Raw genomic sequence first — 11,981 nt, forward strand, 5'->3', positions numbered from 1 at the left:
ACCGGGCGGCCACTTTTCCGCCCGTGCCAGGATGGAACGCATGTCGCAGGGACCGGTGGCGTTCGTGCTCGGGGGCGGGGGAGTCCTCGGGGCGGTCGAGGTGGGCATGCTGCGGGCGCTGTTCCGGGCCGGCATCCGGCCCGACGTGGTGCTCGGCACCTCGATCGGGGCGGTCAACGGCGCGCTGGTCGCCGCCGAACCGTCCGAGGCGGTCACCGACCGGCTGGTCCGGCTCTGGGCCTCCCCAGAGGCCAGTGAGGTGTACGGCGACTCGGTGGCCCGCCAACTGCGCCGGTTCGCCGCCCGTACCCACCTGCACTCGCCCCGCCCGCTGCGCAAGCTGCTGGAGGCCGAGCTGGGTGCGGAGACCACCTTCGCCGACCTCAAGGTGCCCTTCCGCTGCTGCGCGGCCAACATCGAGCGGGCCGCCGAGCACTGGTTCGACAGCGGACCGCTGGTGCCGGCAGTGCTCGCCTCCGCCTCGGTCCCGGGGCTCCTGCCGCCGGCCCGGATCGACGACCAGCACTACATCGACGGCGGGATCGTGAACTCCATCCCGATCGGCGAGGCGGTCGCCGTGGGCGCCACGCGGATCTTCGTACTCCAGGTGGGCCGGATCGAGCGGGCGCTGACCCCGCCCCGGCGACCCTGGGAGATCGCCCAGGTCGCGTTCGAGATCGCCCGGCGGCACCGGTTCGCCCGGGAGATGGCGGCCCTGCCCGACGGGGTGGAGGTGCACGTGCTGCCCACCGGCGGGCTGGAGCCGCGCGACGACACGCCGTGGGCGTACCGGGACATGGCGGCGGTGGGGCGGCGGATCAGCCGCGCCTACACGGCCTCCCGGCGCTACCTGGCGACGCAGTTGGAGCACTGATGCCCCTACCGCCGCGGTGGGTACGCCGGCTGCTCCTGGCCCCCGGCGTGGTGCTGCTGGCCTTCCTGGTCGTGACGACCCTGCCGGTCTGGGCGCTGCTCGCGGCGGCCGCCTCGCCGCTGGTCCCGGGCCGGCTGCGGCCGCTGCGCCTGCTCTGGCTCGGCTGCGTCTACCTGGTCTGGGACGCGACGGCGCTGCTCGCGCTCTTCGTGCTCTGGGTCGCCTCCGGCTTCGGCTGGCGGGTCCGCTCGCCCGGCTTCCAGCGGGCGCACTACGTGCTCGCCGGCTGGTTCCTGCGGGCACTCTTCTGGCACGCCCGCTGGGCGCTGCACCTGAGCATCGACGTGGTGGGCACCGACCCGGACACGGCCCTGCCGGGCCGGCCCGAGCTGGTGCTCTGCCGGCACGCCGGCCCGGGCGACTCGTTCATCCTGATCCACGCCCTGGTCAACTGGTTCAACCGGGAGCCGCGGATCGTGCTGAAGGACAGCCTCCAGTGGGATCCGGCGGTCGACGTGCTGCTCAACCGGCTGCCGAACCGCTTCCTCGCGCCGGGGCCGGACCGCCGGGGGTCGGTGACCGAGCAGATCGGGCACCTGGCCCACGGCCTGGACGACGACGACGCGTTCGTGATCTTCCCGGAGGGCGGCAACTTCACCCCCGGCCGCCGGCTGCGGGCCATCGAGAAGCTGCGCGGCCTCGGCCTCGAACGGATGGCGCGGCGCGCAGAGCGGCTGCGGCACGTGCTCGCCCCGCAGCCGGGCGGGCTGCTCGCGGCGCTGGACGCCGCGCCCGACGCCGGGGTGATCTTCGTGGCGCACACCGGCCTGGACCGGATGCTGAGCGTCGGCGACGTGTGGCGGGAACTGCCGATGGACAAGCGGATCATCATGCGCTTCTGGTCGGTGCCGCCGGAGGAGGTGCCGACCGGCCGCCAGGAGCGGATCGACTGGCTTTTCGACTGGTGGGCGCGGATCGACGAGTGGATCGCGGCCAATCGGGACGGTGCCGCGTAGGGTGCGCTGGTGGACCAGATCTGCGTGGTGACGACGGTGGTGGACGCCCGTTCGGTCGCGGACGTGATGGCGGCGGCGGCCGTCGCCGGTCGGCTCGCCGCCTGCGCCCAGGTGGGCGGCCAGGTGGACAGCACCTACTGGTGGCGTTCCGGGGTGGACACGAGCACCGAGTGGTCGGTGCAGTTCAAGACCGCGCCGGACCGGGCCGCCGCGCTGGTGGAGCAGATCCGGGCCAGCCACCCGTACGAGGTGCCGGAGATCCTGGTCACCCGGGTGGAGAGCGGCGACCCCGCCTACGCCACCTGGGTGCACGAGCACACCCGGCCCTGAGTACCCGCACTCTGGTCAGGTGATCTCCCGGCCACCATGATGGCCGGGTGCAGAACACCGGTTATCCCTGTCCCGCCTGCGGCGCGCCGGCCGACCTCGGCTCCGGCTGCTCCGGTTGCGGCCGACCGCCGCACCCGGCCGCCGCCGAGGTGGTCCGGCTCGACCGGGAGATCGTCGCGCTCGGCGGCCAGGTCGAGCGGGCCCGCGCGGCGTACCAGGGACTCGCCGGCCGGCTGAACGCGGCCCGGCGCCGTCGGGCGGCGCTGGCCGCCGCGGTCCGGGCGGAGTTCCCCGTGTCGCGCCCGGCGGCGCCCGCGACTCCGGGGCCGGTGCGCCCCGCGTCGGTCGTGACCCCGCCGCCGGGCGTGACCGTGCCGCCGGCCGCGACCCCGGTGCCGGCGTGGCCGGGCCGGGGGCCGGTCGCTCCGGTCCCCGCGCCGGCGGGTGCGGGCGTCGGCGGCGCGGAGACCTCCACCCGTACGGTGCAGGGCCTGCTCTTCGTCCTCGGTGGGCTGCTGCTGGGCACCGCCGCGGTGGTCTTCACGGCGGTCGCCTGGGCGTCGGTGGGGGTCGCCGGCCGGGCCCTGATCCTGTTCGCGTTCACCGCCCTCGCCCTGGCCGCGCCGCTGGTGGCGGTGCGGCGCGGGCTGCGCGGCACTGCGGAGACCTTCGCCGCCGTGGGGCTGCTGCTGGTGCTGCTGGACGGCTACGCCGCCTGGTCGGTGGACCTGGTCGGGGTGGCGGACTGGCCCGCCACCCGGTACGCCGCGCTGGTCGGGGGGGCCGGCGCGGCGGTCGCTGCCGGGTACGCCCGGCTCAGCGGTCTGACCGTGCCGTGGTTCGCCGCCCTGGTGACCGCGCAGCCGGTGCTGCCCCTGCTCGTCGTCGACGCCCGGCCGGACGCCGCCGGCTGGGCGATGACCTTCCTGGGGGTGGCGCTGCTCGACCTGGCGGTGCTGGTCGCGCTGCGCCGCCGGGGCGCTCCGGCGGCCGGTGCCGTGGCCGTCGGGCCGCCGGCGGCCGGTGCCGTGGCCGTCGGGACGCCGGCCGCCGAGGGCCCGACCGTTGGTGGCCCCGTCGCCGGTGCCGTGGCCCCGGCCGCTGCGGCGCCCGCGCCGTCCGGCGAGCGTCCGGCGGTCCTCGCCGGGCGCGTCCTCGCCTGGGTGGGGCACGCGGGCGCGCTGTTCGTGGCCGCGTGCTGCGCGCTCGTACCGCTGGCCCTCGGCCGGGCCGCCGGCGTTCCGCTGCTGGCCGGTGCGCCGCTGCTGCTGGTGGCGCTGACCCTGCTCGGCACCGCGCTGCTCACCGGCGGGGCGGTGTTCCGCGCGGTGGCCGCCGCGCTGCTGGTGCCGGTGCTGGCCGGCGCGGTGATCCGCCCGATCGCCGAGCTGGACCTGTCGCTGCTGCTCACGGCGCTGGTCGTGGTGGCGGTGGCCGGCGCGGTACGGCTGCTGCCCGCCGGGTGGCGGACCGGTCCCCGGGCCGGCGCGCTGCTGGTGGCCGGCGGGACGGCGCAGTTCGTCGTGCTGCTGGCCGTCGCTCTCGCCGGCGCCACCGCCGGCCGGTCGCTGCCGCCGTGGCAGGGGGCCGCCGCCGGGCCCGACGCCGACGGGGGGTGGCAGCTTCCGGTGGCGATCGCGCTGACCGTGGCCGCCTTCGGACTGTTGCTGCCGAGGGCCGCCCGGCCGGCGCTGGCCGCGATCGGCGCGGCGGTCGTCGTGCTGGCGGTGCCGGCCGGCTGGCCGTCGCCCTGGCCGGCGGTGGTGGCGCTGGACCTGGTGGCGGCGGTGGGCCTGCTGGCCGTCGCGGTGGGGCGTCCGGGCGTCCGGTCCTGGACGGTCCTGGCCGCGGGGGTGGCAGGGACCCTCCTGCTCGGGCACGGACTGGTCGTCGGGTTCGCCGCGACGGCGGGTGCGGGTGCGGCGCTAGCGGTGGTGCTGGTCGCCGGGACCGCCGTGGCGGCGGCCGGCCGGCGCGGCACGGCCGTGCAGCGCCGGGTGGCCGGGGCGGCGTCGGCCGTCGTGCCGGTCGCGGTGCCGGCCGGCGCGGTCGTCGCCCTCCTCGCCGCCGGTGCGCCGGCCTGGTGGCAGGCGCGGGCGGCGCTCGCCGCCGTCGCGCTGCTGCCCGTCGGGCTGCTCGCGGTCCGCCGGCACTGGCCCGACCTGCGGGCGTACGCCTCCGGCGGGGTCGCCGTGGCGGTCACGGCGGTCGGGTTGGCGCCGCTGGTCGTACCGGCCGACGAACCGGTGACGCTCTACGCCGCCGTGGCGGTCCTGCTGGCGACGCTGGGCGGTGCGGTGCGCTCCGACGTCGTCCTGCGGGTGGCCGGCATCGGGCTGCTGGTGGTCTCGGCCGCCGCCGCCCTGCCGGTGGCGTTGACGGCGCTCGTCGCCCCGTACGGCGAGGTGTCGCCCTGGTCCGGGGCGCCCACGGTCCGGGCCGACCCGGGGGCGCTCCCGGTGGGCCTGGCGTTGGCCGTGCTGGCGGTGGCCGGGGTGCTGGCCGGCCGGCGGTACCGGGCTGCCGTGCGGACCGGCCCCACCGGCGCGGACGCCGTTCCGTCGGCGGGCGCCGGCCATGCTGCGGGCGCCAGCCATGCTGCGGGCGCCGGCCATGCTGCGGGCGCCGGTTGGTGGCGGGGCGCGCTGGTCGCGGTGCCGTTCGCCGCGGCCGCGCTGCCCGTGCTGCTGGTGGCCGCAGGCGTGCCGTGGCCGGTGCTGCCGGTAGGCACGCTGCTCGGCGGGGTGGCCCTGGTGCTGCTCGCCGCCCTGGCCGCACCGCGTCCGCTGCTCGCCCCGGTCGGGTTGCCGGTGGGTCTGGTGCTGGTGGCGTCCGGGCTGCTCGGGCTGCTGGCCACCCGGACGGGCACGATCGTCGGCCTCGGCGTGCTCGTCGTCGCGGCGGCGGTGGTCGGGGTGGCGGCCCGCCGGGACGACGCCCGGCTGGGTGGCGCCCTGGTCGCGGTGGCCGCCGCGACCAGCCTCGCGGTCGTCGCGCCGCTGGCCGGCGGGCTGCCGGTACGGGCGGCCACGTTCAGCGTGCTCGCCGTCGCGGCACTCACCCTGGCCGCCGCGGCGGTGCTCGGTCGGGTCGGGGTGTCCCCGGCCGGTCCGGCCCGCCGGGGACGGGCCACGGCGGCGGCGTTGGACGCGGCGGCCCAGGCGGTGGCGCTGGTCGCGCTGCTGCTCGCGGTGGGCTCGCTCCGCCACGCCGCGGCGGTCTGCGTGCTGTGGGGCGCCGCCGTCGCGCTGCGGGTGCTGCCCCGGGGCGAGTCGGCGGGCCGGCGGTGGGCCTTCGCGGGCATCGCGGGCGGCAGTGAACTGCTCGGCGGCTGGCTGCTGCTGGCCGCAGGCGACGTGGCGGTGCTGGAGGCGTACACGGTGCCGGCGGCGGCGCTGGCTCTCGTGGCGGGCGTGGTGGCGCTGCGTACCCGGCCAGGGTTGAACAGCTGGCTGGCGCTGGGTCCGGGGCTCGCGGCCGGGCTGCTGCCGAGCCTGGTGTCCGTGCTGGTGGCTGCGGACCCCCAGCCGTGGCGGCGGCTGCTGCTGGGCGTCGCCGCGCTCGCCGCGGTGCTCGCCGGGGCGACCCGCCGCTGGCAGGCGCCGGTGCTGCTGGGTGGGGTGACCCTGGCACTGCTCGCGCTGCACGAGCTGGTCCGTGGCTGGGACCTGCTGCCCCGGTGGATCTTCCTGGCCGTCGGCGGGTTCGCGCTGATCGGGCTCGCCACGACCTACGAGCGGCGCCGCCGGGACCTGGCCCGGCTCCGGGCCGCCGTCGGCCGGATGGGCTGATCAGGCCCGGTCACGGGTGCCGGGGGTAGGGCTCGCCCTACCCCCGAACCGGGGGTGGGCAGGGTTACTCAGCGCAACCGTTCCCCGGAGACTGGGAGCGGGACGCGCCGGCCGGCGCGCTCCGGGATCGAGGAACGGGAACGGGAGCCGCGATGGTGCTCGGAGCGGTGGCGGACCCGCCGGTACGGCGGGGCAGTGACTACGCGCAGTTGTCCCGGCGGATCAGCGGGGCGGGCCTGCTGGAGCGACGCCCGGGACGGTACGTGACCCGGATCGTGCTCACGCTGGGCGTCTTCGCGGCGGGCTGGGCGGCCGTCGGGCTGGTCGGCGACTCGTGGGCGCAGCTCCTGGTCGCCGTCTTCCTCGCTGTCGCCACCACCCAGGTCGCGTTCCTCGGCCACGACGCCGGCCACCGGCAGATGTTCCGGCGGCGCGGGCCGAGCGAGGCCATCGGCCTGCTCACCGGCAACCTGGCGGTCGGGCTGAGCTACGGCTGGTGGGTCGACAAGCACAACCGGCACCACGCCAACCCCAACCACGAGGACGAGGACCCCGACGTCGGGGCCGGCGCGCTGGTCTGGACGTACGAGCAGGCCGCCGCGACGCGCGGGTTCGGTCGCCGGCTGGCCCGCCGGCAGGCGTGGCTGTTCTTCCCGATGCTGCTGCTGGAGGGGCTCGCCCTGCACGTGGCGAGCGTGCAGGCGATCGTGGGGCGGGACTCCGACGGCGGGTTCCGCACCCCGATGCGGCACCGCCGCGTCGAGGCGCTGCTGCTGGTCCTGCACGCCGTGGGCTACCTCGGTGCGCTGCTGCTGGTGATGTCGCCGGTGAAGGCGCTGCTCTTCGTCGCCGTCCACCAGGGGCTGTGGGGCTTCTACATGGGCTGCTCGTTCGCCCCCAACCACAAGGGCATGCCGATGCCCACCGCCGACGACGACCTGGACTTCCTGCGTAAGCAGGTGCTCACCTCCCGCAACGTGCGGGGCAGTCGGCTCGTCGACGTCGCCCTGGGCGGGCTCAACTACCAGATCGAGCACCACCTGTTCCCGAACATGCCCCGGGCCAACCTGCGCCGGGCCCGGCCGATCGTCCGCGCCTTCTGCGCCGAGCAGGGCATCCCGTACGCCGAGACGGGGCTGGTCGAGTCGTACCGTCAGGCGCTCGCGCACCTGCACGAGGTGGGCCGGCCGCTGCGCGGCTGACACGCGCGAACGGGGGCGGCGCCGACCGGCGCCGCCCCCGTTCCGTGTGCGGTAGGGCTCAGGAGCCCATGGACTCGATCAGCTCCTGCGGGGCCTCCTGCGTGTCGCCCGCGGGGGGCTTCTTGACGGTGACCGGGGCGCCGAAGTCCGAGTAGTTGGTGATCATGGTGCCCAGCGACTCGTGCAGCACCTGGGTGTCGATGGCGAACTCGACGAGCCGGCCCTGGTCGTCCACCCTGGCGGTGAACGGGACGGCCTTGGCCTTGTCACCGAGGGCCTGGATGGCCTTGTCGTCGGGCTTGGTGCGGGTGTAGTCGAGGGTGCCGGAGTAGCTGCCCGGGGCGGTCCTCTCGACGTCCACCACGCTGTCGACCATCTGCTTCGCGCCGCCCGGGTCGCCGTCGGGCATCAGGTTGAGCTGACCGCTCTTGCCGAGCTTGGTGGCGTCCATGTGCATCCACTTCTTCGGCATCCCCTGCATGCCGGTGACCTTCAGGTAGACGTCGTTGCCGAGCATCAGGATCCGGAAGGTGCCTTCCGCGCCCATCTTCAGCGTCATGTCGCCGGTCTTGGTGGCCGGGTCCATCACGCCGCTGCCGTTGATGACCGGCGACGTGAGCCGCATCTTGACGGTCTGTTGGTTCAGCTTCTTCGCGGCGGCGGCCAGCTCGGCGCGGGCGTCGGCGGGGGCGCTGCTGGCCGGTGCCGCGCCGGTGGTGCCACCGTCGCCGGCCGGAGCAGCCGTGTCCGTCCCCGTACCGCACCCGGTGAGACCGAGGGCGAGCGCGGCGACGAGCGCGACCCCCGTGGTCGCCAGCCGTCGAGTGTTCATCGTGGAAATCTCCTCACGCAGGGTGGGCCGGGGGCGACGCCGGTCGCGGGCCCGGCCGGGCCGCCGGTCAGCCTAACCCCGCCGGTCCACAGCCGCTCATCTATGCCGTGGCGATCTTCGGACCGCCGCGCCGCCGGGGTGGGCCACACCTCCCGCCGCTGGTCGGCGTCGTCGCGACCGGTCCCGGTAGGGTCTCCCCATGGCAGACGTGCTCACCGCCGAGGCGGTGCGAGACGAGCTGGGTGGGCTGGCGGGCTGGTCGGGAGACCCCGCCGGGATCACCCGCACCGTGGAGCTGGCCAGCTTCCCGGCGGCCATCGCGGTGGTCGACCGGGTCGCCGTGACGGCGGAGGAACTGGACCACCACCCCGACATCGACATCCGCTGGCGGGCCCTGACCTTCCGGTGCGTCACGCACTCGGCGGGCGGGGTCACGCGGCGTGACCTGGAACTGGCTCGGCGGATCGACGAGATCGTGGGGAGCGTCGGATGAGATTCGAGATCAGCAAGGTGCTGGACGCCATCGAGGGCCGGGTCAGCACCGACCCGTCGCTGGCCCGGGCCGTCGTCGACCTGGCCGAGGTGATCCGCTACCAGGATCTCGACGGCGGCCGGCCGGCGAGCCTGCTCCGCCTCGGCATGGTGATCGACGCCCTCGCCCGGGAGATGGAGGAGGACAGCGTCCCGGTCTACGCGGTGGTCCACCGGGCCCTGCTCTCCGACGCCGACCTCACCTCCAACGAGCGCATGGTGGTCCGCCGGTGGGCCGACGACGGGCTGGTCGAGGTGCTCGACAACCCGGGCGACCGGATGCTGGAGGTGGCGGACCTGCTCGGGCTGCCCGTGCTCACCCGGGTGCGGGCCGACGGCCTGCGCGGGCGCTACCCGTGGCTGGTCGAGCAGGCCGGCCGGGTGCTCGCCCCGGTGCCCGGCGCCGGCGGGCCGGCCTTCGTCGCCCACGTCGGCGGCGGGCACACGCCCGTCGCCGGTGACCGGTCACCGGCCGGCGTGAAGCTGCTCGCCCGGCGCTGGCGCTGCGCGGAGCCCGGTTGCGCGCTCTTCGGCGGTGGTGGGGGCGGCGGGGCCTTCGCCGACCTGTCCCGGGTGGTGGAGCGCAGCCCGGCCGGCCAGCCGCCGCCCACGCTGCGCGGCGGCGTGCCGACCTGCCCCCGGCACGGCACCCGGCTCGGCGACGCCGGTCCGCGACCGCGGAGCGCCGTCCTGGCCGTGCGGGTGGGTGGGCTGATCCGCCGACGCTTCGTGCTCACCGAGGAGGAGCCGGCGGTGGTCGGCCGTGCCCCCGACCAGGCCGGCGGGATCACGCTCGGGCAGTGGCTCAACGACGAGGCGCGCCGCTGGATCAGCCGCAGCCACGTCCGGTTCGAGCTGCGGGTTGGCGAGGTGATCGTGACCGACGTGAGCACCAACGGCTCGGGCATCCGCCCCGGCGGGTCGATGGCGGAGGGCGACCGGGTCCCGCTGGCGCCGCAGCAGTCCCGGGTGCTGGCGGAGGGCGACATGGTGGAGCTCTACCCCGGGGTGCAGATCGGCCGGCCCGACGAGCTTCCCACCGGAGCCCCCTACACGCCCACGTCGGTCATGGCCGAGGCACCAACGATGGCGATGCGCCTGCCCCGCTGAGCCGCCGGGAGACGACGGCGGGCGCCGGGACCGTGGTCCCGACGCCCGCCCGTGTCGTACGGGGCTCAGCCGGCCAACACCGCGGCGAGCTGGGCGACCGCGTGGTCGATCTCCTCCTCGGTGATCACCAGCGGCGGGGCGAGCCGGATGGTGGCACCGTGGGTGTCCTTGGCGAGCACCCCGCGCTCGGCGAGCCGCTCGCACGCCTCCCGGCCGCTCATCAGCGTCGGGTCGATGTCGAGGCCGGCCCACAGGCCCCGGCCCCGCACCGCGACGAGGCCCCTGCCGACCAGCGAGCGGAGACCGGCGTGCAGCCGGGCGCCCAGCTCGGTCGAGCGGCGCTGGAACTCGCCGGTGGCCAGCAGCCGGACGACCTCGGTCGCGACGGCGCAGGCCAGCGGGTTGCCGCCGAAGGTGGAGCCGTGCTGGCCCGGCCGGAGCACGCCGAGCACGTCGGCGTTCGCGGCCACCGCGGAGACCGGCACGATGCCGCCGCCGAGCGCCTTGCCCAGCAGGTACATGTCGGGCGTGACGCCCTCGTGGTCGCAGGCGAAGGTGTCCCCGGTCCGGCCGAGGCCGGACTGGATCTCGTCGGCGATGAAGAGCACGTTCTGCTCCGTGCAGACCCGGCGTACGCCCGGCAGGTAGCCCTCCGGCGGCACGACGACGCCCTGCTCGCCCTGGATCGGCTCGATCAGCACCGCGACGGTGTTCTCGTCGATGGCGGCGGTCAGCGCCGCCAGGTCGCCGTAGGGGACGACCGTGAACCCCGGGGTGTACGGCCCGAAGTCGGCCCGGGCGTCCTCGTCGGTGGAGAAGCTGACGATGGTGGTCGTCCGGCCGTGGAAGTTCCCCTCGGCCACCACGATGTTGGCCTGCCCCGGCGCGACGCCCTTGACCTGGTAGCCCCACTTGCGGGCGACCTTGATGCCGGTCTCCACGGCCTCGGCGCCGGTGTTCATCGGCAGCACGAGGTCCTTGCGGCACAGCTCGGCCAGCTCGCGGCAGAAGTCGGCGAACTGGTCGTGGACGAACGCCCGGCTGGTGAGCGTCAGCCGGTCGAGCTGCGCGTGCGCGGCGGCGATCAGCGTCGGGTGGCGGTGGCCGAAGTTCAGCGCCGAGTAGCCGGCCAGGCAGTCGAGGTAGCGGCGGCCGTCCACGTCGGTCAGCCAGGAGCCCTCGGCGGAGGAGATGACCACCGGCAGCGGGTGGTAGTTGTGCGCGGTCCACCGCTCCGCGTCGCGGATCGCCTCCGGCGTCCGCAGCATGTCGTCGATCACTGGCTCGCCTTTCCCTGACGGAGTCGCAACGTGCAGCACTTCGGTCCGCCGCCGGCCTTGCGCAGCTCGGAGAGGTCGACACCGATCGTCTCGTAGCCCCGGTCGCGCAGCTTCGCGGCCAGGCCGGTGGCCTGCTCCGGCAGCACCACGTGCCGGCCGTCGCTGACCGCGTTCAGCCCGAAGACCTCGGCGTCGGCGAGGGTGGCGTGCACCGCGTCGGGGAAGAGCCGGCGCAGCACCGCCCGGCTGCCCGGCGAGAACGCCTCCGGCAGGTACGCCACCGTCCGCTCGTCGAGCACGGTGAGCGCGGTGTCCAGGTGGTAGAAGCGCGGGTCGACCAGCTGCATGGTCACCACGGGGTAGCCGAAGACCTCCTGGAGCTGCGCGTGCGAGGCGTGCGCGGTGCGGAAGCCGGTGCCGGCCAGCAGGAAGTCGCCGGCCAGCAGGATGTCGCCCTCGCCCTCGTTGACGTGCTTCGGGTCGTGCATCTCGAAGCCGGCGGCCTCGAACCAGGCGCGGTAGGCGGGGGCCTCGTCGGCGCGCTGCGGGTCGCGGAACTGCACGGCCATCGCCTTGCCGTCGATCACCGTGCCGCCGTTGGCGGCGAACACCATGTCGGGCAGGCCGGGCACCGGAGCGATCTCCTCGACGGTGTGGCCCAGGTCCCGGTAGATCTGGCGCAGCTGCTCCCACTGCCGGACGGCGAGGTCGGCGTCGACCGGCGCGGTCGGGTCCATCCACGGGTTGATGGCGTAGTCGACGGCGAAGTACGTCGGCCGGCACATCAGGAAGCGCTGGCTGGTGGCGTCCATCGTCATTGTCCTGCTCCCAGGGGTCGGGCGCGCCCGGCCACCTTCGGCCCACGGGCTGGCGCCGTTGCTCAACGTTATGCGGCGCTGATGGTGGAATCCACCGCTGGAAGTTGCGCAGGCCGACGGAACGTTGCGTCTGGGGAGTGCTGAACGATGGTTCGTTGCGTATCGGGCCCTGTCGGTGTGCCCGGCCGAAATGCGGG

Annotated in this window: 10 protein-coding genes; 7 read left to right on the forward strand and 3 right to left on the reverse strand. The window is 75.7% G+C overall.

Features of this window, described 5'->3' with window-relative positions; translation table 11 throughout:
• The first annotated feature begins 40 nt into the window (after nt 1–40).
• From ABZ573_RS12305 to ABZ573_RS12325, 5 genes are all read left to right on the forward strand, one after another.
• A complete protein-coding gene (locus tag ABZ573_RS12305; RefSeq protein WP_132231132.1) occupies nt 41–874 on the forward strand; it encodes a patatin-like phospholipase family protein in 834 nt (277 codons plus the stop codon).
• On the forward strand, nt 874–1,890 hold the full coding sequence (locus tag ABZ573_RS12310) for a 1-acyl-sn-glycerol-3-phosphate acyltransferase (protein WP_132231133.1): 1,017 nt from the start codon (nt 874–876) through the stop codon (nt 1,888–1,890). Before ABZ573_RS12305 ends, ABZ573_RS12310 begins: the two co-directional genes overlap by 1 nt.
• 9 nt (nt 1,891–1,899) lie before the next feature.
• Nucleotides 1,900–2,220 carry a divalent-cation tolerance protein CutA gene (gene cutA / locus ABZ573_RS12315; protein ID WP_151455675.1) on the forward strand — a complete coding sequence of 107 codons (321 nt, stop codon included), beginning with the start codon at nt 1,900–1,902 and terminating at the stop codon, nt 2,218–2,220.
• Between the two features lie 47 nt (nt 2,221–2,267).
• Nucleotides 2,268–6,011: a hypothetical protein gene (locus ABZ573_RS12320; protein ID WP_358117827.1), complete on the forward strand. Its 3,744-nt coding sequence runs from the start codon at nt 2,268–2,270 to the stop codon at nt 6,009–6,011.
• Nucleotides 6,012–6,163: 152 nt separating this feature from the next.
• On the forward strand, nt 6,164–7,213 hold the full coding sequence (locus ABZ573_RS12325) for an acyl-CoA desaturase (protein WP_151455677.1): 1,050 nt from the start codon (nt 6,164–6,166) through the stop codon (nt 7,211–7,213).
• A 58-nt stretch (nt 7,214–7,271) separates the two neighbouring features.
• Here ABZ573_RS12325 and ABZ573_RS12330 read toward each other — a convergent pair whose 3' ends face one another.
• Entirely contained in the window at nt 7,272–8,045 is a 774-nt protein-coding gene (locus tag ABZ573_RS12330; protein WP_151455678.1) for a hypothetical protein, read from the reverse strand.
• A gap of 199 nt (nt 8,046–8,244) precedes the next feature.
• Here ABZ573_RS12330 and ABZ573_RS12335 point away from each other — a divergent pair, with 199 nt between their 5' ends.
• Nucleotides 8,245–8,538 carry a 4a-hydroxytetrahydrobiopterin dehydratase gene (locus tag ABZ573_RS12335; RefSeq protein WP_151455679.1) on the forward strand — a complete coding sequence of 98 codons (294 nt, stop codon included), beginning with the start codon at nt 8,245–8,247 and terminating at the stop codon, nt 8,536–8,538.
• Complete coding sequence (locus ABZ573_RS12340; protein WP_151455680.1) at nt 8,535–9,686, forward strand: FHA domain-containing protein; 1,152 nt, start codon at nt 8,535–8,537, stop codon at nt 9,684–9,686. Before ABZ573_RS12335 ends, ABZ573_RS12340 begins: the two co-directional genes overlap by 4 nt.
• Before the next feature lie 65 nt (nt 9,687–9,751).
• Here the strand turns inward: ABZ573_RS12340 and rocD are convergent, their stop codons facing one another.
• Both rocD and ddaH read right to left on the reverse strand, forming a co-directional pair.
• Nucleotides 9,752–10,966 (reverse strand): ornithine--oxo-acid transaminase, encoded by a 1,215-nt coding sequence (gene rocD, locus ABZ573_RS12345; RefSeq protein WP_327029479.1) that lies wholly within the window; start codon nt 10,964–10,966, stop codon nt 9,752–9,754.
• Complete coding sequence (ddaH, locus tag ABZ573_RS12350; protein WP_207913845.1) at nt 10,963–11,778, reverse strand: dimethylargininase; 816 nt, start codon at nt 11,776–11,778, stop codon at nt 10,963–10,965. Before ddaH ends, rocD begins: the two co-directional genes overlap by 4 nt.
• Nucleotides 11,779–11,981: the final 203 nt, after the last annotated feature.

This window comes from Micromonospora sp. NPDC007220 (assembly GCF_040634035.1).
GTDB lineage: Bacteria > Actinomycetota > Actinomycetes > Mycobacteriales > Micromonosporaceae > Micromonospora > Micromonospora reichwaldensis.